At 69.0% G+C, this 20,908-nt stretch carries 17 protein-coding genes and 1 tRNA gene; 13 read left to right on the forward strand and 5 right to left on the reverse strand.

The window, feature by feature from the left end:
- Window positions 1-24: 24 nt before the first annotated feature.
- Window positions 25-1,752 (reverse strand): thiamine pyrophosphate-dependent enzyme, encoded by a 1,728-nt coding sequence (locus LXT21_RS16390; RefSeq protein ID WP_254039064.1) that lies wholly within the window; start codon window positions 1,750-1,752, stop codon window positions 25-27.
- 282 nt (window positions 1,753-2,034) lie between these two features.
- Here LXT21_RS16390 and LXT21_RS16395 point away from each other — a divergent pair, with 282 nt between their 5' ends.
- Window positions 2,035-3,543: a hypothetical protein gene (locus LXT21_RS16395; protein WP_254039065.1), complete on the forward strand. Its 1,509-nt coding sequence runs from the start codon at window positions 2,035-2,037 to the stop codon at window positions 3,541-3,543.
- Window positions 3,544-3,606: 63 nt separating this feature from the next.
- Here the strand turns inward: LXT21_RS16395 and LXT21_RS16400 are convergent, their stop codons facing one another.
- From LXT21_RS16400 to LXT21_RS16410, 3 genes are all read right to left on the reverse strand, one after another.
- Window positions 3,607-5,433: a hypothetical protein gene (locus LXT21_RS16400; protein ID WP_254039066.1), complete on the reverse strand. Its 1,827-nt coding sequence runs from the start codon at window positions 5,431-5,433 to the stop codon at window positions 3,607-3,609.
- 95 nt (window positions 5,434-5,528) lie between these two features.
- Entirely contained in the window at window positions 5,529-6,092 is a 564-nt protein-coding gene (locus tag LXT21_RS16405) for a DUF3105 domain-containing protein (protein ID WP_254039067.1), read from the reverse strand.
- Entirely contained in the window at window positions 6,092-7,192 is a 1,101-nt protein-coding gene (locus LXT21_RS16410; RefSeq protein WP_254039068.1) for a DHH family phosphoesterase, read from the reverse strand. The genes LXT21_RS16405 and LXT21_RS16410 overlap by 1 nt, the downstream gene beginning before the upstream one ends.
- Before the next feature lie 133 nt (window positions 7,193-7,325).
- On the opposite strand from LXT21_RS16410, the gene uvsE reads away from it, so the two are divergent.
- The 5 genes from uvsE to LXT21_RS16435 all read left to right on the forward strand — a co-directional run bounded on the left by uvsE (window position 7,326) and on the right by LXT21_RS16435 (window position 13,658).
- Window positions 7,326-8,264: a UV DNA damage repair endonuclease UvsE gene (gene uvsE, locus LXT21_RS16415; RefSeq protein ID WP_254039069.1), complete on the forward strand. Its 939-nt coding sequence runs from the start codon at window positions 7,326-7,328 to the stop codon at window positions 8,262-8,264.
- 52 nt (window positions 8,265-8,316) lie between these two features.
- Window positions 8,317-10,149, forward strand: coding sequence for a M2 family metallopeptidase (locus tag LXT21_RS16420; protein WP_254039070.1), 1,833 nt, complete (start codon window positions 8,317-8,319; stop codon window positions 10,147-10,149).
- 117 nt (window positions 10,150-10,266) lie between these two features.
- Window positions 10,267-10,470 (forward strand): cold-shock protein, encoded by a 204-nt coding sequence (locus LXT21_RS16425; protein WP_015349926.1) that lies wholly within the window; start codon window positions 10,267-10,269, stop codon window positions 10,468-10,470.
- A 91-nt stretch (window positions 10,471-10,561) separates the two neighbouring features.
- A complete protein-coding gene (locus LXT21_RS16430; RefSeq protein WP_254039071.1) occupies window positions 10,562-12,688 on the forward strand; it encodes a hypothetical protein in 2,127 nt (708 codons plus the stop codon).
- Between the two features lie 19 nt (window positions 12,689-12,707).
- Window positions 12,708-13,658: a class I SAM-dependent methyltransferase gene (locus LXT21_RS16435; RefSeq protein WP_254039072.1), complete on the forward strand. Its 951-nt coding sequence runs from the start codon at window positions 12,708-12,710 to the stop codon at window positions 13,656-13,658.
- 8 nt (window positions 13,659-13,666) lie between these two features.
- Here LXT21_RS16435 and LXT21_RS16440 read toward each other — a convergent pair whose 3' ends face one another.
- On the reverse strand, window positions 13,667-14,395 hold the full coding sequence (locus LXT21_RS16440; RefSeq protein ID WP_254039073.1) for an FKBP-type peptidyl-prolyl cis-trans isomerase: 729 nt from the start codon (window positions 14,393-14,395) through the stop codon (window positions 13,667-13,669).
- Window positions 14,396-14,569: 174 nt separating this feature from the next.
- On the opposite strand from LXT21_RS16440, the gene LXT21_RS16445 reads away from it, so the two are divergent.
- The 7 genes from LXT21_RS16445 (at window position 14,570) to thrS (ending at window position 20,702) form a co-directional block, all read left to right on the forward strand.
- Window positions 14,570-14,917, forward strand: a complete 348-nt coding sequence (locus LXT21_RS16445) for a PilZ domain-containing protein (protein WP_046713983.1) — start codon at window positions 14,570-14,572, stop codon at window positions 14,915-14,917.
- Window positions 14,918-15,037: 120 nt separating this feature from the next.
- The gene (locus LXT21_RS16450) at window positions 15,038-15,844 is read left to right on the forward strand and encodes a hypothetical protein (RefSeq protein WP_254039074.1); all 807 of its coding nucleotides are present in this window, start codon (window positions 15,038-15,040) and stop codon (window positions 15,842-15,844) included.
- A gap of 61 nt (window positions 15,845-15,905) precedes the next feature.
- Entirely contained in the window at window positions 15,906-16,286 is a 381-nt protein-coding gene (locus tag LXT21_RS16455; protein WP_254039075.1) for a PEGA domain-containing protein, read from the forward strand.
- Between the two features lie 293 nt (window positions 16,287-16,579).
- The gene (locus tag LXT21_RS16460) at window positions 16,580-17,719 is read left to right on the forward strand and encodes an AI-2E family transporter (protein WP_254039122.1); all 1,140 of its coding nucleotides are present in this window, start codon (window positions 16,580-16,582) and stop codon (window positions 17,717-17,719) included.
- Window positions 17,720-17,834: 115 nt separating this feature from the next.
- Window positions 17,835-18,521 (forward strand): uracil-DNA glycosylase, encoded by a 687-nt coding sequence (locus LXT21_RS16465; protein WP_254039076.1) that lies wholly within the window; start codon window positions 17,835-17,837, stop codon window positions 18,519-18,521.
- A 101-nt stretch (window positions 18,522-18,622) separates the two neighbouring features.
- Window positions 18,623-18,694 (forward strand) — tRNA-Val (locus LXT21_RS16470).
- Window positions 18,695-18,773: 79 nt separating this feature from the next.
- Window positions 18,774-20,702 carry a threonine--tRNA ligase gene (thrS, locus tag LXT21_RS16475; RefSeq protein WP_254039077.1) on the forward strand — a complete coding sequence of 643 codons (1,929 nt, stop codon included), beginning with the start codon at window positions 18,774-18,776 and terminating at the stop codon, window positions 20,700-20,702.
- The last annotated feature ends 206 nt before the right edge of the window (window positions 20,703-20,908 follow it).

Below are 20,908 nucleotides of genomic sequence, written 5' to 3' on the forward strand. Positions count from 1 at the left end.
GTTCCCCCAGGGATGCGTGCGGAGTCAGAGGTTGCCGGCGCGGGGGTTGAGGCCGATGATCTGCTCGGTGTCGACAGGGAGGGTCACCAGGATGGACTGGCCCGCGCGGGCACGGTGGAGGTCCAGGATGGCGTCCAGGTTGGTGAGGTCTGGTTTCAGGTCGAACCCCACCCAGCCACAGCCGCGAGCGATGTCGCCGAAGTCCATCGGTGTCAGCTGGGTGTGTCTGCGCGTGGCCGGGAGGCCCGGAATGACGATGGGCAGTCCTTGCTCGACGAGCCCGAAGCTGGAGTTGTCGAGCACGAAGACGAGCAGGTCCAGTTGGCTTGCCTCGGACATGCAACCGGCGAAGAGCCGGAAGCAGCCGTCACCGGTGAGGCCGACGATGTGGCTGTCGGGACTGGAGAACTTCGCGCCGACACACACGCCCAGCACGTTGCCCATGGCCGAGCTCCGGTAGGGCGCGAAGAAGCGCGCGTTCGGATGGGGGCGCTGGGTGACGTAGGGCCGGTCCTTGTAGGCAATACACGCATCGTAGAAGCCGAGCGTCCCCGGGGCCCAGAGCTCGTCCAGTCGGGTGTAGAACTGGCGCATGTCCACGAAGCCGGGACGGGGCGGGCTTCGCGGCGTGTGGTTGAGACTCGCGGGCGCGGGTTCGGAGCGTCGGGTGCGCGGCGGGTGGTGCTCCAGGTGTTCGATGAGCGCCCGCAGGGCGCTGTCCAGGGGCGTCACCCATTGATGGAACTCGTGCCGTGCGCGGTGGGCGAAGCTGCCGTCGATCTGGCCGAAGGCCTCCTCGATGGATGTGAGGACGAAGGTCTTCCCCGCGGCGTAGGGCTGCAGGTTGACGGTGAACTCGTCCGGGCACGCCCCGAGCACGAGCAGGACATCGTCCTCGCCCAGGCTCTTCCATACCTCCATCGCCGCGTCGTTCCCCCCGAAGGAGATGTAGCCATGGCCCCACGGGTTCTGTCGTTCGACGCCGTTGACGCCGTTGAGGCTCCACACGATCGGGGCGCCGAGTTGTTCGCACAGGCGGGTGGTGAGCTTGGGCGCCTGGGGAAAGCGCGCCAGCTCCTCTCCGGCGAGGATGACGACGCGCCGCCCCTCCGCCGCGGCGTGGAACGTCCTGACGAAGGAGCGGAGCTGCTCGGGCTTCGACTCGGGAGGATGCGGCGGGGAGAAGTCGCACGTCTCCTCGCCGGTGGAGAGCTTGAGGAAGGTCGGCTCGATGACGAGCACGATGGGCTTGGATTGCTGGAGCCTGTGCTGGGCCCGCCGGAGCTGGGAGATGATGTCGGTGGGCTGGTCGAGCATGAACACGCCCCCGGGCAACTCCGCCTCGAGCTGGGCAACGACGTTGATGCCCATCGGAGAGGTGTCCTGGACCGGGCACAACCCCTGACTCTTCGTGGAGGCGATGGGCACCAGGAAGACCGCCGGGAGGTCATGCATCTTGGCGTCGCTCAGGGCGCACGTCAGCAGCTTGGTCGCCGCGCCCGTGGTCGCGAGGCAGCAGCCCACCTCGCCGGTGGCGAAGTAGCTCCCCAGGGGCACGAAGCCCGCGGCGTACTCGCCCAACGTGAAGAACGAGGGCGGCGCCTCGGTGTCACGAGCCTCCAGTCTCCCTGGATGGGCCTCCAGGTTCTGGAGGAAATGCACGAGCCCGCCGCCCGTGACGCCGGTGTAGATCTTGACGCCCCAGGCCCGCAGCGCGGACAGGAGCACGTCATAGCCACTCAATCGCTTCAATGGGTGGGTTGTCATGAGCCCCAGGGTAGGAACGGATGTATTTGTTTGCACGATAATGGTTGCGATTGTTTCGGGCGCGGCGGGTCTCGCTGCGGGTGGTGGGTGTGTTGAATGTTTGTATTTGATTTCCAGGCGGACGGCCGAGGTCATGGCGGGGCTCGCGGCGGGCCGCGTCATGCGGGGTGAGGCGCGCGAGACCTGCGGGCCGAGGCAACAAACCCGGGTGCCAGGCCGACAACTGGGTTGTCAGTCATTTCCCTCAAGCGCTCGAGAGGTCTGCCCATGACCGCCCGCATCGATGGCAAGCCACGCCCGCACGTCGGGAGCCCCCAGAAGCTGGAGTCCGCGTCCAACACGGGGCGTTCTCCTGTCGAGAACAGTGTCGCGGAGCGGGCGCGTCAGGGAGGCGTCGTGGATGCCTTTCAAGGAGCGCGGCTGAGCGAGCGTTCGCTGGCGAGCCTCGGCAATCCGGTGGCGCTCGCGAAGCAGGCGGAGGCGCGTCCGGTGCTGACGCCCGCGGAGGAGGCGGAGGCGCGGCGGGCCATCGAGGAGGCGACGGGCAGCGAGAACCCGGAGTCCATCGCGGAGTGGCTGCGGGCGCATCCGGACCCCGCGGAGCAGGCGGCGTTCATGGACATGCTCTTCGAGTACGGCCCCACGGTGGGCAACATCCTCGAGAACACGGATGACCTGAGTCCCGAGGACCAGAAGATGTTCTCGGAGGCGCTGGACGCGGCCTATCGCCGGGGCGCCGTCACGCTCGAGGAGCTGCAGGCGGCGGTCGGCTCCTACGGGAATGGCACCTGGAGCGGCGAGTCCCACTCGATGCTGGCGAAGATTGTCGCGGGGACGGGCAACCCGGACCTCATCAACGCCTATGTGGAGCGCGAGCTGGAGATCATGAAGGCCGACGGCATGGAGGACCCCGCCAGGGCGGTGGCCATCGCCACGGCGCTCGCGAGCCTGCCGCCGGACGAACTGCAGAAGTTCCTCGAGCGCAACCCGGACGTCATCCCGTTGGTGCTCCAGAACCTCGAAGACCCCAGCGCGTCGCTGGGCGCTGGCGCGTATGAGGCGGTTGGGAAGCTCCTGGACGCGGCCAATGCCATCCAGCCGCCCACGCCCCAGTCCATCCAGGTGTTCATGGACAGCATCCAGCACCTGGGCGAGAACGAGGACTCCCGCGCCGCGGCGGCCCGGTTCTTCACGCGCAACGCGGATGCGATCCTCTCGGCCGTGTCGGACGCCTCCGGGGCCATCAGCAGTCGGAGCGCCGGAAAGCTCGCCGAGTTCTTCACGAGGACGCTCTTCACGGAGCCGACCTTCGAGGGACAGGAGGCGCTACAGCGGTTCGTCGGGCAGAAGCTGGGCGAGATGCAGAAGGCGCTGGAGGCCGAGGCGGACACCAATCCACCCACGCAGGAGGCTCAGCGGCTGGCCCGGCGCATGGGCAGCCTCGTCGGCGCCATCGAGGGCGGCTTCATGCTCGCCGTCGAGGAGCTGGACAAGCGAAACGAGGCCACCGAGGGACTGGTGGGTTTGCTCTTCAAGGTCAAGGACCTGCTCCCGGACGTGAAGATTCCCGTGCTGGGCAGCCTGCGGGACCTCACGCTCGACCAGATCCAGGACTGGGTCACGGAGTCGCTGAAGGAGCATCCGGATGACCCGAAGGATGCGATTCCGTTCCACGTGCTCTTCGGGGAGGCCGTCTCCAATCCCACGCTGGCGACCATCTACGAGACCGCCCGGGGCACGGCCCGCGACAACCGCGAGCTCGGCCTGGACGACTGAGCCCGGACGAAACGACACGGCCCCGGCCCTCGAGTGGAGCGCCGGAGCCGTCGTGGGTGAGGCCTACCAGGCCACGCTGTCCAGGTGGACGGTGCCCGTCCAGCCGGCGTTGGTGATGAGCTCGACGCCCAGCTGATACAGCGGCGTGGTGCTGTCCGAGGGCAGGGGAACCGTCAGCGTGTTCCACGCCCCCGCCTGGAGGCTGCTCGCGTTGGTCCACTTGCCCGTGTAGCGCCAGTTGCTCGTGGCGCCCTCCAGCGCGAACGGCTGCACGGCGGTGAGCTTGCTCCCGGCGGGAATCCACAGGCGCATCGTCACCACGCCCGCTCGAGGCACGGTGGCGGTCAGGACGGACACGACGCCCGTGCCCGCGGTGCCACTGAACGGAATCGCGAGCGAGCGCGTGCCCGCCTGGGGGCGGGTGGTGGTGGACGTGGCGGCCTTCAATGGCGCACCCGTGGCCGACCACCCCTCGGTGCCGGACTCGAAGCCATACCCACGTCCCGTGCCGCCGCCCGAGCCCGCGTCGGGAGTCCCCGCGTCGATGCCACCCGAGCCCGCGTCGCGAGGTCCCCCCGCATCCGGCACCCCCGCGTCCGTGCCGCCGGTACCGCCGTCGGTGCCGGTGCCCGGGACGGGCAGGGTGGAGCCGGTGGCCGGGAGCGTCAGTCCGCCGGCGGTCAGGAAGGGCGAGGCGTTGCTCTTGAGATAGGGCTGTCCGTTCGCCCCCAGGTCATTGGTGTACGAGCTCTGTCCGCCCGCGCCCGCGCCGAAGAGCAGCGCGATGACGCCCGCGTTGGCGAACTTGCGTCGGTGCGCGTCTCCGGTCGGTCCGAAGAAATACTCGGTCCGGTTGTCGCGGTAGCCCGCGCGAGGGGAGCCATCGTTGTTGATGTTGCGGTGCTGCGAGTTGCCGAGCGGAATCTGCCAGAGCACCCAGCGCTTGCCGGAGGTCTGGTTCATCAGCGTGAGCCACTGGTGGTAGCGATTGAACGAGCGCGAGGCGATGACGGCGTTGTCGTTCGTGTCCCACCACACGTCCTGGCCCCGGGTGAGCTTGTAGAAGTCCGCGTCCCGGTCCAGCGGATCTCCGACGAGCACGTCATACGTCGCGCCGGTGCTGTTGGCGCCCAGGCCCAGCGGCTTGAGGAAGTTGACCACCTTGTCCACCTCCGGCTGGAGCGGGTCGCTGATGGAGCAGCAGGAGATGTCCTTGCCGCTGGCCCACGAGGAGATGTGGAGGCCCAGGATGACGTTGTTCGCGCCCACGGCCTTGCGCAGCTGCAGGAAGGCGAGCCCCCATCCCGCGACGGTGTCGGGCAGGCCCGCGAGCTCCGGCATGCCTGTCGCCGCGACGGCGGCGTACGTGTTGGGATTGGAGCTCGTGTAGAACTGGAGCAGGCCCACCGCGTCCGGCTCGATGGGAATCAGCACCGGCCTGCCGTACTCCTTCGCGCGCTGGAGGAGGATCTTGAAGTCACCGAAGTACCCCCGCATGGTGTCGATGTTCTGCACCTTCGCGAGCGACTCGGCCTCGCCGCCGCCGGGCTCGGCGAAGAGTTGGTAGAAGACGGGCGCGGGGATGAAGCCCTGCGTGTTGGACTCGGTGAGGAACGTCTTGGCCCACGCGCCATCGCGCTGACCCCAGCCCCAGTTGTCCACCCAGCCCTTGGTCAGGTAGCGGTAGCGCACGTCCCAGGGGACGCCGCTGTCGCGCATCCAGTTCTGGCCTGCTTCCTCGAAGAGGCCGATGGACAGGCGATTGGGGAGGCCGGTGGGCACCGGGCCCTTCACGCCGGGCGGCGCGGCTTGAGCGAACGCGGACGATACAGCCAGGGTCGTGCAGGTCATCGCCAGCACGGCGACGGTTCTTCGGAGCGTTGATCTCATGCCCCTCACTACAAACGGCGTGCGGTCGCCACGCCGGTTGCCCGCACCCGGAGCCTCGTCGCTTGCTCCACGTCCGAGGCCTCAGCCTCTCGGTGTCACGGGCCGGGGCAGGCGAGGCCCGGCTCGGGCGCGTCCGTGTCCTGGAAGGCGAGCAGGCAGCGGAGCGCTTCTGGATCCGCCGAATCCGCCAGGTATGTGCGCCGCCACAGCATCGCGGCCACGCGCTGGGGGATTCGCGGGTCCTGCGCGATGAGCGCGCGTCGCACGCCGTTGGCGCCGATGGGCACGGTGGCCGCCGCGGCCTCGAGCTTCGCCACTTCGTCGGGACACCCGTCCGGGCAGTTGTAGAGGAACACCGCGTGCCCGTGCTCCAGGTTGTGGACGTACAGGCAGCGCGACACCGGCTCGTCGTAGATTCCACAGCGGGCCACGCTGGCGCAGTGCGGACCGGAGTTCGGCGGGTTCTCCCCATTGCCACAGGCGGGGCTGTCGCAGACCGCCAGATGTCCGGACGACGTCTGCACGGAGAGGGGGAAGCTGTACTTGTCGCAGCCACCGGGCGCCGCGTCCGAGGAGTCGCAGGCGGACAGGGAGATGAGCGCGAGGAGCGAGGGCAGGGTGAGGAGGCGTTGGGCGTGCACGCCCCCGTCATACCGCATCAGCCGGGGAACGCGCCGCGACGCTCCACGTCCTGTGCGCGCAGCCCGGGCAGCCCCACGGCCTCGGCGAAGCGGAGGAAGTCGGACTGGCTCAGGCTCCCTCCCGTGGCGCGAGCATGGCCGTGGCCCAGCTCCTCGCCCATGGGCGGCAGGTCCAGGCCCTGGATGAAGGCCCTCAGGTCGATGGGCGCATGGCTGCGCATCGCGAAGTTCACGCGGCCGGGCAGATAGCCCGTATTGGCCGCGATGACGATGTGCTCGGGCAACCGCTGCGTCCAACGGACGGCCACCAGCGGATGAACCTGCGCCTCCGAGCTGAACAGGAGCAGCGCCACGCGCGAGGCGACGCGGGGCGGAGTGCGAGCACACCGCTCGACCTCGCGGCGCACCTCCACGCGGCAGTCGTGCAGTTCGTCCACGCCGGGCACTCGGCCCTCGGAGATGTCCTTCGCGGCCCCGGCGCGCAGCAGGACCTCCAGCGCCCGAGGCGCGGCGAAGCGGGCCGAGCGTCGAGCCGCGTTGACCAGGGACACCGTCTCCGTCACCGCCTTGCGGTTCGCGCGGCGCAGCGCGTCCTTGAGGAACGGCATGGGGGCATCCGCGCCCAGGTCTCCCACGGTGCCGAGCACCGCGAGCCACTCCAACGGCCCTGGCACGACGAGCGGCGACACGAGCACGTAGGTGAGCAGGCTGCTGCTCGCGATGGGCTCATGGCCGAACGCGGTGACGATCCGGGTTTCGGGAGGAAAGGACTCCGCCGCGTGGTGGTCCACGATGAGGGTGGGGACGGCGGGCAGCAGCGGCGCGGGTCGGCTGCCCATGTCGAGGACGACGAGCGCCTCGGGCTTCGTCGCGCGCAACCGCTCCAGGAACCCGGGCGAGTGGGCGTGCTCTCCCTTCCCGGGGACACGGACCGCGACGCGAGCACCCACGGCCTCGAGCGCACGCACCATGAGCACGCCGGACGCCAGCCCATCCACATCCGAGTGGGGCGCCACCAGCACCCGCTTGCCGCGCTGGGCTTGAATGAAGCGTCGGGCCTCGGCGAGCGCATCCTCGGACGCGGGCCAGGCGGGGTCCTTCGTGTGACCGAGCAACATGCCTTCAAGCTGTAATGCCTGCCTCTGACAGCAGGAGGCGCGGCCCGGGGGCCTGCCTGCTCCACGAGCGTGCCCGAGTGGGGCCGGTGGCCCGCTGTGCGTGGGCCCGGTCGTGGCGAGCTTGTCCCAGGTGATGGAAGCCTTTGACTCCTATCGACTCGGCTATGTCGCGCAGAGCCTGACGCTGGGCGTGAGCGCGGGGCACACGTGCCGCCTGGCGGGCGCCACGCCCCAACGCCTGGAGTCGCTCATCGCCCAGAATCTCGAGGAGCTCCAGCGCCTGCTCGAGTTCAACGCCTCGCGAGGCATCGAGGTGTTCCGCATCGGCTCCTCGCTCATCCCGTTCGCCTCGCACCCGGTGAACACGCTCCCGTGGTGGAAGACCTTCGGCCGCGACTTCGAGCACCTGGCCCGCCTCGCGCGGCGCTCACATCAACGCCTGTCGATGCATCCCTCGCCAGCCGGAGCCTCGCTGTCGTCACGGCACGCACGCGTTCGCGAGGCCTCGCTGGCGGAGCTCCGCTACGGCGCGCGTGTGTTGGATTTGCTGGAGGCCGGGCCCGAGTCGCGCGTGGTGCTCCACGTCGGCGGGGCCGCGCCGACCCGCGAGGAGGCTTTCGTGGCGGCACACCGCTTCCTGGAGGAGATGCCCGAGTCGGTGCGCGAGCGGATCACCGTCGAGCACGACGACAAGGTGTGGAGCGCGCGAGAGGTCCTGCCCCTCGCGCGCGAGCACGGTGTCCCGATGGTGGGCGACAACCTCCACAACGCGGTCCTCGCCTCGACGCCTGTGATGTCATTGAAGGAGCTCTTGCGCGAAGCCGCGTCGACCTGGACGGCGTTGGACCTGCGGCCCAAGTTCCATCTGGCCAGCCAGCGTCCCCAGGCGCGGGCCGGGGCCCACTCGGACCGGGTGGACCCCGTGGACTTCCGGAAGATGGTGGCCGCGCTGCCCGTGCCGGCGGACCTGATGCTGGAGGCGAAGGAGAAGGACGTCGCGGTTTTCGCATTGCGTCAGCTTGCGAACGAACGCCGCGGCCGACGCGGTGGGGCGGGCGCGCCGGCGCCGTAGACATTGTTTTCTTGGATGTGTTCGGCCAGCGGTTCCTCTACGGTCCGCGTCCATGAACCGGACCCGACTCACGCAGTCGTTGCTTCGCTCGGCCCTCGCGGCCCTGGCGCTGACCGCCGCCCCTGGTCTCGCCCAGACGCCCGCCGCCAAGGCCACGCCCGAAGAGGCCAGGCAGTTCGTCGAGAAGGTGAACGCGGACCTCAAGCGCCTGTGGACGAAGCAGGCCACCGCCGAGTGGATCAAGTCCACGTACATCACGGACGACACCGAGCGGAACGCCGCCTACGTCAACGAGGAGGTGCTCGGCTACGTCAACGGCGCCATCAAGGACGCGCGCCGCTTCGACGGGCTGAAGCTCGACACCGACACCGCGCGCATGCTGCACCTGCTCCGCGTGTCCCAGGCGCTGCCCGCCCCGTCGGACGCGAAGAAGCGCGCGGAGCTGGCCACCACGGCCGCGAAGCTCGAGGGCCTCTACGGCAAGGGCAAGTACTGCGGCGCCGACGGCAAGGGGAAGTGCCGCGACCTGGAGGAGCTCTCCGACGTCATGGCGGAGAGCCGCGACTACGCCGCGCTGCTCGACGCGTGGCAGGGCTGGCACTCCATCTCCCGCCCCATGCGCCCGCTGTACGAGAACCTGGTCACCATCTCCAACGACGGCGCCAAGGACATCGGCTTCAATGATCTGGGCACGCTGTGGCGCTCCGGCTACGACATGCCGCCGGCGGAGTTCGAGAAGGAGGCCCAGCGCCTGTGGGGCCAGGTGAAGCCCCTGTATGACGACCTGCACTGCTACGTGCGCGGGCGGCTGGCCAAGCAGTACGGCGCGGACAAGGTGCCCGCGGGCAAGCCCATTCCGGCGCACCTCCTGGGCAACATGTGGGCCCAGGAGTGGAACAACATCTACCCCCTGGTGGAGCCGTTCCCCGGTCAGGCCAGCCTGGACGTGGACGCCGCGCTGAAGGCGCAGAGCTACGACGCGCTGAAGATGGTGCGACTGGGGGAGAAGTTCTTCACCTCGCTCGGCCTCAAGCCGCTGCCGGAGACCTTCTTCGAGCGCTCGCAGTTCACCAAGCCGAGGGATCGCGACGTCGTCTGCCACGCCAGCGCCTGGGACGTGACGTACGAGAACGACCTGCGCATCAAGATGTGCATCAAGCCCACCGAGGAGGACCTGGTCACCATCCACCACGAGCTGGGCCACAACTACTACTACACGTACTACTACAACCTGCCCGTGCTCTATCAGGCCGGCGCCAACGACGGCTTCCACGAGGCCATCGGCGACGCGCTGACGCTGTCCATCACTCCCGCGTACCTCCAGCAGGTCGGCCTGCTCAAGGAGGTGGCGAAGAACGACAAGAACCTCATCAACCTCCAGCTCAAGGACGCGCTGGAGAAGGTGGCGTTCCTGCCCTTCGGCCTGCTCGTGGACCAGTGGCGCTGGGAGGTCTTCTCCGGCCGCGTGAAGCCGGCGGACTACAACAAGTCCTGGTGGACCCTCCGGCAGAAGTACCAGGGCGTGGCCGCGCCGGTGGCCCGCTCCGAGCAGGACTTCGACGCGGGCGCCAAGTACCACGTCCCCGCCAACGTCCCCTACACGCGCTACTTCCTGGCCCGCATCCTCCAGTTCCAGTTCCACAAGGCCCTGTGCGAGGCCTCCGGCTACAAGGGCCCCCTCCACGAGTGCTCCATCTACGGGAACAAGGAGGCCGGAAAGCGCCTCCAGGCGATGCTGGAGCTCGGCGCCAGCAAGCCCTGGCCGGACGCGCTCCAGGTCGTCACGGGGACGCGCCGCATGGATGCAACGCCGTTGCTGGATTATTTCAGCCCGCTGCGTCAGTGGCTGAAGACCCAGAACAAGGGCCAGAAGTGCGGATGGTGAAGGTCCCTGGTGGACTTCCCGGGGAAAGGCCGCATACATTCTCGGAGTCCGTTAGAGTTCGCTCGGTAGGACCGGACGGCGGATTTTCGCGTCCGTGACGAAAGAAGAAGAAAGCAAATGGCTACTGGTACCGTGAAGTGGTTCAACGATGCGAAGGGCTTTGGCTTCATCACCCAGGATGGCGGTGGTGAGGACGTGTTCTGCCACCACACCGCCATCAACATGGATGGCTTCCGCACCCTCCAGGAGGGGCAGAAGGTGGAGTTCGAGGTCGCCCGCGGCCCCAAGGGTCTTCAGGCGCAGAACGTCCGCGCTGCCTGATTCCCGGCGTCGTTCGTAACGACTTCCTGGATGCATCATGAGGGTCCGGCCTGCCAAGGGTCGGGCCCTTCGTGCTTTCTCGGAGCTGTCCATGTCCTCGTCGAAGCCGCGTCTGGTGTCCCCGCTGCGCGCCTGGCCCCTGGTGGTGATGCTGGGGTGCTCCACGACGTCCCCCACGCCGTCGCCCGCCTCCGCGGTGGACGCACGGCCCGCTGCGAAAGGCCCCGTGATGAAGCCCACGTCCCAGGCGTTGGCCGAAGTGACGGCGGAGCTGGTGGCGAAGCACGGCGAGTCGCAGCGCGCGCGCATCGAGCGGGGCGTGGCGCAGGTGGCCCCACTGTGGGGCCCGGAGGACGGGGACCTGGCCGCCTTCGCGCGTGAGCAGTTCGTGTCGGACCCCCAGGTGCTGGACGCGACCTTCGCCCGGCTGGAGCGCCTGTTCGAGCAGCTGGACGGGCACATGCTGGAGCTGGGGCGCGAGACGCAGTGGTACACGGACCTGGACCTGGGGCCGCTGCTTCCGGTGGAGCCGCTGGTGGCGTCGTATGACCCGTCCTCGCATGTGACGGAGGACCTGTTCCGCGCCAAGGTCGGCTTCGTGGTGCTGCTCAACTTCCCGCTGACGACGCTGGAGGAGCGCACGCGTCAGGGCGCGACGTGGACGCGGCGGCAGTGGGCGGAGGCGCGGCTGGCGGGGCGCTTCAGCATGCGCATCCCCGCGGACGTGCAGCAGGAGTCCTCGCGCGAGGTGGCGGCGGCGAACCTGTACATCGCCGAGTACAACGTGTGGATGCACCACCTGGTGGACGGGCGCGGCGAGCGGCTCTTCCCCAAGGGCCTGCGCCTCATCAGCCACTGGAACCTGCGCGACGAGCTGAAGGCGGACTACGCGGACCCGCGTGGACATGACAAGCAGCGCACCATCGTGCAGGTGATGGAGCGCATCATCACCCAGACGATTCCGGCCGCCGTCATCGACAACCCCAGGCTGGACTGGAACCCGTTCACCAACACCGTCACGGTGGCGCCGCCCGAGACGGTGGAGGCGGACGCGCCCAATCGCGAGGCCCGCGCGGACGCCACGCGGGAGGCGGACGTTCGCTATGCGCGGATGCTCGCCATCTTCCGGGCGGAGCGGAAGGTGGACGCGTACGTGCCGGTGGCGCCCACGCGCATCGCCCGGGCGTTCGAGCTGGGGCGCGAGCTGCCCGAGGCGCGGGTGAAGGCGCTGTTGACGCAGGTGCTGGAGTCCCCGCTGGTGCCCCGCGTGGCGGCGGAGATCCAGTCCCGACTGGGGCGGAAGCTGGAGCCCCAGGACGTCTGGTACGCGGGCTTCAAGCCGGGAGCGAAGCGGCCGGAGTCGGAGCTGGACGCGCTGACGCGCAAGCGCTACCCGACGGCGGAGGCCTTCGCGAAGGACCTGCCGCGCATCCTCCAGGGCATGGGCTTCAGCGCGGAGAAGGCGGACTGGCTCGCGGCGCGCATCCGCGTGGACGCCTCGCGCGGCGCGGGCCATGCGCAGCAGGCGCTCCGGCGCGGCGACTTCGCCCGGCTGCGCACGCGCGTGGAGAAGGGGGGCATGGACTACAAGGGCTACAACATCGCGGTGCACGAGCTGGGGCACAACGTGGAGCAGACCTTCGGGCTCTACGGCGTGGACCACACGCTGCTCACGGGGGTGCCCAACAACGCCTTCACGGAGGCGCTGGCCTTCGTGTTCCAGGCGCGGGACCTGGAGCTGCTCGGGCAGGGCAAGCCCACGAAGGAGAGCGAGCGGGAGCGGGTGCTCGGTGACTTCTGGCAGACGTGGGAGCGCTCGGGCATCGCGATGGTGGACATGGGCGTGTGGCATTGGCTGTACGCGAACCCGGAGGCCACGCCCGCGCAGCTGAGGGACGCGGTGGTGTCGATTTCTCGCGACGTTTGGAATCGCTACTTCGCGCCGGTGCTGGGCGGCGAGGGCACCACGCTGCTGGCCGTCTACAGCCATATGATCAGCTACCCGCTGTACCTGCCGGACTATCCGTTGGGGCACCTCATCGCGTTCCAGATTGAAGAGCACCTGTCGCGCAAGGGGCCGCTGGGCGCGGAGTTCGAGCGGATGGCGACGTACGGCTCGGTGACGCCGGACCTGTGGATGACGCACGCGACGGGAGCGCCGGTGAGCGCGGAGCCGCTCTTGCGCGCGACAGAGGCGGCGCTGAAGGCGCGGCCGTAGGGTAGGCTCGGCGCCGCTCATGCCCATCAAGCGTCGCATCAAGGAGCTGTTGGCCCAGGGATTGGTGAAGGGAAGCCGGCGGCTCGGGTTGCTCGACGACCCGAGGCTGTTCCAGGTCTACGAGCGTGGCGGCTACCACGTCACGCCGAACCACTTCTATCAACCCATCCCCGACACGGGCGCGCTGCCCGAGGCGCTGTGGGGCACGCGCTCGAAGATGGTGGGAATCGACCTGCGCGAGTCGAGCCAGCTCGCGCTGCTCGAGCGCCTGGCGTCGAAGTACCGCGACGAGTACCAGGCGTTCCCGAAGGCCGCGACGGGCGAGCCGCATGTCTACCACCTGGGCAACAGCGAGTTCGGGACGGTGGACGCGGAGGTGGCCTACGGCCTGGTGCGCGAGCTGCGGCCGCGCAGGCTGTTCGAGATTGGCTCCGGCTGGTCCACGCGGCTGTCCGCGCAGGCGTGTCGGAAGAACGAAGGGGAGGGCGCGCCCGCGTGTGAGCTGGTGGCGTTCGAGCCCTATCCGAGCGAGGTGCTGCGCGCGGGCTTCCCGGGCCTGACGCGCCTGGAGCCGCTGAAGGCGCAGGACATCCCCTACGCGGAGGTGGAGCGGCTGGAGGAGAACGACATCCTCTTCATCGACTCCAGCCACGTGTTGAAGGTGGGCAGCGACGTCCAGGTGGAGTTCCTGGAGCTGTTGCCTCGGCTGAAGAAGGGCGTGGTGGTGCACGTCCACGACATCTTCCTGCCGGCGGAGTACCCGCGCGCGTGGGTGCTGGAGCACCGGCGCTTCTGGACGGAGCAGTACCTGCTGCAGGCGTTCCTGAGCTTCAACGACAGCTTCGAGGTGCTCTGGGGCAGCAGCTTCATGCACCTGACGCATCCGGAGCGGTTGCGCCAGGCGTTCCCTTCGTACCGGGGGGCTCCCGAGGACTGGCCCGGGAGCTTCTGGCTGCGTCGGGTGAAGTGACGCGCTGACTACTGGCGGGTGTCGCCGGGGATGGCGACCAGCTCCACGTCGAAGATGAGGACGGCGTTGGGGGGGATGCGCGAGCCGGAGGGAGGACGCTCGCCGTACGCGGTGTCTCCGGGGCAGGTGAGCTTCGCCTTGCCGCCGACCTTCATGCGCGACACGCCCTGCGTCCAGCATTGGATGACGCCGTTGAGGGGGAACTCGACGGGGATGCCGCGCTTGGCGGACGTGTCGAAGACGGCGCCGTCCACGAGCCGGCCCTCGTAGTGGACCTTGACGGTGTCGGTGGCGCGCGGGCTCTTGCCCGTGCCTGCCTGCGTCTCACGGTAGATGACGCCCGAGGGCAGCTTCACCGCGCCGGGCTCCTTCGCCGCGCGAACGAGGGCCGCGTTGCCGGCCTGCGCCTGACGCGACTTCGCGAAGGCCTGAATCTTCGGCGCGAACTCCTTGGGCTCGATGGAGGCCGTGCCGGCCATGGCGTCCGCCATGCCGCGCTGGAGGATCTGCAGCTCCTCCGGCGTGAGCGCGAAGAGGGACAGGTCCTTCCCCACGCTGGCGCCGAGCGCGTAGATGGTCTGCTGGTCCTCGGTGAGCTCGCTGGGGTCCACGGCCACGGGCGCCGTCGCGGCGGCCTTCGCCGCGGGCTCGGACTTCTTCGCGGGAGCACCGCCTTGCGCGTGCGCACCCGTGGCGCCGAGCACCAGGGCGAGCGTTGCCATCCTCATCGTTCGCATGGTTCCACCTTTCCTCATGGGCACTGGAATATAGGGCCCGAGCGTCCGCGCCCAGCACGAACTGGGAGTCGCGAAAGGGTCGTTTTCTTGCGCGACACGCTCGTGCCTCTACCCTGCGTCCAGGTTGCTTCAACCCCGGAGCAACCTGTTGCACGCAGCGAAGGAGCTGGAGCGATGAGCGACAAGCGTAAGTCGAAGCGGGCGCCCCTCGACATCTACCTGAACAAGTACATGGGCGGCGTGCCGTACATGTCGCGGGCCGCGGACATCAGCCCGGAGGGTGTGAGTCTGGCCCGGTTGATCGAGCCCCAGCACGACGCCAAGCGCGTGGGTCTCCAGTTCCAGCTGCCGGGCTCGGAGGAGATCATCTACGCGGAGGGCGAGGTGGTGCGCGAGTGGGTGGAGCTGTCCACCGCCAAGCGCGAGCACTCGGGCGTGCGCTTCACGCTGCTCACCGAGCGGCACCGGAAGATGATCGACGCGTACGTGGACCGTCACGGCCGAGCGGGCAGCGAGAACTGACGCGCCGCGCTGTCGGGCCTCGGGGGTTGCCTTGACTTCCTTCGAGGTGGGCTCGTTGAATGGGTTGCCATTCTGCCCTGGGACTACCCAAGGTGTCGGGTGAGGACAGGAGGAGCTCCCGTGAGCCGAGCACGATGGGCGGTATGGCTGGTGGTGCCGATGGTGGCATCGGCCCAGGGCAAGGCGGAGAAGCCCGCTCCCACCGTGGAGGTTGTCCATCCGGTGGGCCATGTGGGTGTGAACTGGGAGGGGCAGGTGCTCCGGGCGACGGGAGCGGGTGCTCCGGACCTGAAGGCCGCGAATCCTTCCCAGGCGAGGCTCGGTGCCGAGCGGGTGGCGCGGCAGGTGGCGTCCCGGAATCTGCTCGAGCAGGTGCGCGCGCTGCAGCTGCGGGCGGACCGGAGCGTCGGCGACGAGATGGCGCGCGACGACGTGCGCGGCCGGGTGGAAGCGGCCGTGAGCGGGTTCAAGGTGGTCGCGAAGCGTTTCTATTCGGACAGTGGCATGGAGCTGGACGTGGAGGTGCCGCTGGCGGCGATCACCGCCGCGCTGGTGGACCGCGGGCCGGAGTCCGTCATCGTCTTCAACCGCGAGGGCGCCAAGAAGTACACGGGCCTGGTGGTGGACGCGCGAGGGCTCGGGGCGAAGCCGGTGCTCGCGCCCAGGTTGTTGGACGCGGCGGGCAAGGCGCTCTACGGCGCGGGCGCGCTGGCGAGCGAGGTGCGGGAGTCGACGGGGGTCGCCGCGTGGTTCCGGAGCCTGGACGCGGCGAAGAAGGCGGCGCTCGTGGGTGAGAAGCCGATGGTGGTGAAGGCGACGGGGCTGAAGGGCTCGGACCTGGTGCTCGCGTCGGAGGATGTGAAGGTGCTGGGTGAGGTGGACGCGCGCTTCCTCGCCGAGGGCCGGGTCGTCATCGTCACGCAGTAGTGGCGGGGCGGCCCCGACATGGATTCGCGGCGCGACTCCGCAGGGAAGGGTGGGTGACGGGGTGCGACGCCGTCTCGTGGTCGGGTGGAGTGTGTGGCTGGTGGTGGGCGTGCTGTCGGGGTGTGGGCGCAAGGAGCCCGACTCCGTGGCGAAGGCGCGCGAGCTGATGGCGAGGGCGAAGCCTACCAGCGGGGATGTGTCGCTGCGCTGCGTGCCCGAGGACGCCGAGGTGTATCTGGACGGCGTGCTCCAGGGCGTGTGCAGCGACTACGCGGGCAATCCCCGGGGGCTCAATCTGGGCGTCGGGCTGCACCAGATTGAAGTGAAGAAGCACGGGTACTGGCCGTACACGACGTACTACGAGCCCAGTGGCGCGAGGGCGCGGCTGAACGTCACGTTGCGCGCCACGGAGTCCGCGCCTCCCGCGGAAGAGAAGCCCTGAGGCGTGGTGGCGCTCCGGACGTGCTCGCTCGGAAGTCGGGGCAATTGAGCCGCCAGGCGCTCGCTCGCCGAGGTATTCAGGGCTGCGAGGGCGCGAACCGAGGCGGGTCCTTCGTCCAGGAGGGCCCTGCAAGCTAGGCTGCGCGCTTTCGGGTCGTGACATGGCGGCTTGTAAGGAGCCGGAGTCCGCGAGTGCTTCGCGGAGGAGCGTGGGTCATCGGACGGCGCAACAAGAAGAGCAGCCCTGGGTCCATCAGCCGTGCGCCGGTGCCGCCCGTGCTTCACTCGGTGAAGATGGAGGAGCCCACGGCGGCGCCCGTGGCCGAGCCGGTGCCTGACGTCGAGCTGACGGAGGCCGAGGCGCGTCGCATCGACCTGTGGTGGTCGGCGGTGATGGTGGGCTCGCTGGGCCTGGTGTTCGCGCTGCTCGCGGTGTTCGGCGGCGTGGCGGTGCCCGTGCTGCTGGCGTTGTCCGGCGCCTACATCTTCAACCCGATGGTGACGTCCCTGGAGCGCCGCGGACTCGATCGGACCCTGGGGACGACCCTGGTCTTCGTCGCCGGCACGCTGCTGCTCGTCGGCGCGGTGCTCTACCTCATCCCGGTGTTCCGGGACGAGGCGTTGAAGCTCCCGGACTTCTTCTCGCGAGCGAGCACGCAGGTGGTGCCACGCGTGGAGGCGCTGGTCGGCGCCTCGTTGCCGGACCTGATCCGTCAGCGCACGACGGAGCTGGGGCAGCAGGCCTCCGACCTGGTGCAGAGCGCGGGGCCCGCGGCGGCGCGAATCGTGGCCGCCTTCGCGGGCAACACGGCGCGCTTCGTGGCAACGCTGCTGGGGCTCGCCGTGGTGCCGGTGCTGGCGTTCTTCTTCCTCCAGGACTACCCCCGGCTGATGGGGCGGGTGAAGGACCTGCTCCCCCGTCGCTCGGTGGCGCTGGTGGCGCGGCGCTTCGCGGAGGTCGACGAGGTGCTCTCGGCCTTCGTGCGCGGGCAGCTGACGGTGGGGGCGCTGCTGTCCGTGATCTACGCGGCGGGTCTGTCCATCGGCCGCATCGACATGGCCATCGTCATCGGGGTCATCGCCGGCTTCGGCAACATGGTGCCGTACCTGGGCACGGGCGTGGGCATCCTGCTGTCCCTGGTGGGGCTGATGCTGTCGTGGCAGGGGCCCTGGCAGATTGGCGTGGTCGCGGGCACGTTCATCATCGGCCAGATGCTGGAGGGGTTCGTCATCACCCCGCGCATCGTCGGCGAGAAGGTGGGCCTGGCGCCCGTGGCGGTCATCATCGCCATCCTGGCCTTCGGCGAGCTGTTCGGCTTCGTCGGCATCCTCCTCGCCGTGCCGGTCGCGGCCATCCTCAAGGTGGTGCTGCGCGTGGTGGTGCAGCGCTACCAGCGCACGCGCCTGTACACCGGCGACGCCCAGTCGACCTGAGTGGGGGAGGTGGCCCCCAGCGAGCCGGCGGGCCACCCTCGCGTGGGAACAGCGCGCCGGGGGCGTGTCTCGGCGTCATGCCCGACCGGAGGGCCGCGTTGAACAGGAGCGTGCGTTGACCAGGCTGGAGAAGCTGCACCAGGAGATCGCCTCGTGCCGGGCCTGTCCCCGGCTGGTCGAGTGGCGCGAGGAGGTCGCCCGGGTGAAGCGCCGCGCGTATCGCGAGTGGACCTACTGGGGCAGACCCGTCCCGGGGTTCGGTGATCCACGGGCACGGCTGGTCATCGTCGGTCTGGCGCCAGCCGCGCATGGGGCCAACCGGACGGGGCGGATGTTCACGGGTGATCGCTCGGGCGACTTCCTGTTCGCGGGGCTGCACCGGGCGGGGTTCGCGAACCAGGGGACCAGCGAACACCGGGACGACGGCCTGGCCCTGAAGGACGCCTTCATCGTGGCGGCCGCCCGCTGTGCTCCCCCCGACAACAAGCCGCTCCCGGAGGAGGTGGCCCGCTGCGCCCCGTTCCTGGATCGGGAGATGGCGCTGCTGCCCGCCCGCGTCCTGCTCGCCCTGGGGGCCATCGGCTGGAACGCGGCGCTGGCCTCGCTGGAGCGGACCGGGGTGACGTTCGGCTCCCCCCGGCCGGCCTTCGGACATGGGGCGGAGCTGCCGCTGCCGGGCGGGCGGACATTGGTGGGCTGCTACCACGTGAGCCAGCAGAACACGCAGACGGGGCGGCTGACGCCCGCCATGTTCGACGCGGTGATGGCCAGGGTCCACGCGCTGATCCGCCCGGCGTCGTAGGGGCCGGACGCGTAAAAGAGGGAAGATCGAAGGCTCTTCTGCGTGTTTGCTTGACAGTCGCGGGAGCCCGCTGGTATTCCCCGCGCCACCTCAGCACCAACGGGTCGTTAGCTCAGCGGTAGAGCACTACCTTGACACGGTAGGGGTCAGTGGTTCGATCCCACTACGACCCAACTCAGTTGAAGTGAATCTCCAGCGGGCGGCACGGCTTCTCAAGAGCCCTGCCGCCCGCGGTTTTTTCGGAGGTATCGCATGTCCGACATGATCACCGTGACGCTCCCCGACGGCACCCAGAAGCAGACGGCCCGGGGGACGACCATCGCGGACTTCGTGCGGGAGGGCATCGGCGCGGGCCTGGCGAAGGCCGCCCTGTTCGCCCGGGTGAACGGCCAGGACATGGACCTGAGCCGCAAGCTGGACGAGGACGTGAAGCTGCAGATCTTCACGCCCAAGAGCCCCGAGTCCCTGGAGCTCATCCGTCACGACGCGGCCCACGTGGTGGCCAGCGCCGTCCAGCGCATCTTCCCCGGCACCCAGGTGACCATCGGTCCGGCGACGGAGGAGGGCTTCTACTACGACTTCTTCCGCGAGAAGCCCTTCACGCCCGAGGACCTGGAGAAGATCGAGGCCGAGGCCAACGCCGAGCTGAAGAAGGACATGGCGTTCGTCCGCACCGAGATCTCCATGGAGGAGGCCATCCGCCTCTTCGAGGAGAAGGGCGAGAAGTTCAAGGTGGAGATCGTCAAGGACATCGCCGAGCGCGGCGCCAAGACGCTCACCCTCTACACCCACGGCGACTGGGTGGACTTCTGCCTGGGGCCCCACGCCCCGAGCACGGGGAAGATCGGCATCATCAAGATCCTCTCCTCGAGCGGCGCCTACTGGCGCGGTGACCATCGCAACCCGATGCTCCAGCGCGTCTACGGCACGGCCTTCTTCGACAAGAAGGCGCTGCAGGAGTACCTGACGCGCATCGAGGAGTCGAAGAAGCGCGACCACCGCAAGCTGGGCAAGGAGCTGGATCTCTTCCACTTCCACCCGTACGCGCCGGGCGCGGCCTTCTGGACCGCCAAGGGCACGACCTTCTACCAGACGCTCTCCGACTGGATGCGCCGCCTGACGAAGGACGACGGCTACGTGGAGATCAAGACCCCCTTGATGTTCAACAAGGGGCTCTGGGAGACCAGCGGCCACTGGGGCAAGTACAAGGAGAACATGTTCCTCGTGCTCGACAGCGAGTCGGGAGAGCATGACTTCTCGCTCAAGCCGATGAACTGCCCGTCGCACCACCTGTTCTACGGCTTCAAGAAGCACAGCTACCGCGACCTGCCCCTGCGCCTGCACACCCAGGACGTGCTGCACCGCAACGAGGCGGCCGGCTCGCTGGGTGGACTCACCCGCGTGCGCCAGTTCGCGCAGGACGACGCGCACATCTACTGCACCGAGGCGCAGATCACCGACGAGGTGAAGCGCTTCGTGAAGCTGCTGGACCACGTCTACAAGGCGGTGGGCCTGACGTACGCGGTGAAGCTGTCCACCCGTCCCGAGCAGCGCCTGGGTGACGACTCCCTGTGGGACCGGGCCGAGGCGGGCCTCAAGACGGCGCTCGAGTCGCTGGGCCTCGCGTACGAGCTGGCCCCGGGCGACGGCGCCTTCTATGGCCCGAAGATCGACTTCGCGGTGTCCGACAGCATCGGCCGGCGGTGGCAGCTGGGCACCATGCAGCTGGACTACCTGGCCCCGGAGCGCTTCGACCTGTCGTACGTTGGCGAGGACAACGCGCTGCACCGCCCCGTGGTGCTCCACCGCGCCATCTTCGGCTCCTTCGAGCGCTTCACGGCCATCCTCATCGAGCACTTCGCGGGGGCCTTCCCGGCGTGGCTCGCGCCCATCCAGGCGGTCATCGTCGTGGTGGCGGACCGTCAGGCGGAGTACGCCCTCAAGGTGCGCGACACGCTGCGGGCCAAGGGCTTCCGGGTGGACTTCGATGATCGCGGCATGTCGCTCAACGCGAAGATCCGCGAGGCCCAGCTTCAGAAGATCCCGTTCACCCTCGTGGTGGGCGACAACGAGGTCGCCGCCGAGGGTGTGTCCCCCCGTCGCTACGGCGGCGAGGACCTCAAGAGCATGAAGCTCACCGACTTCGAGGCCCTGTTGGCCAAGGAGGCCACGCTGCCGTGAGCAGTTGGCCCGCGTCTTGCGGACTGGTCTTGACTCCCAGTTTCACCCAAGTAAGGTGCGGCGCTTTCCGATGGGGGCGTACACCGCTCGGGTGGTGAGCGAGCGGGTGGCTGGGCGAGGGTGGAGGACTGGGAGGGTGGCCGGGGCGGACGGACGGTGTGGGAGAGGGCAGGCAACCCGGAGCGGCGGCGACCGTGTAGGCGCGC

It is taken from the genome of Myxococcus guangdongensis (genome assembly GCF_024198255.1).
Classification (GTDB): domain Bacteria; phylum Myxococcota; class Myxococcia; order Myxococcales; family Myxococcaceae; genus Myxococcus; species Myxococcus guangdongensis.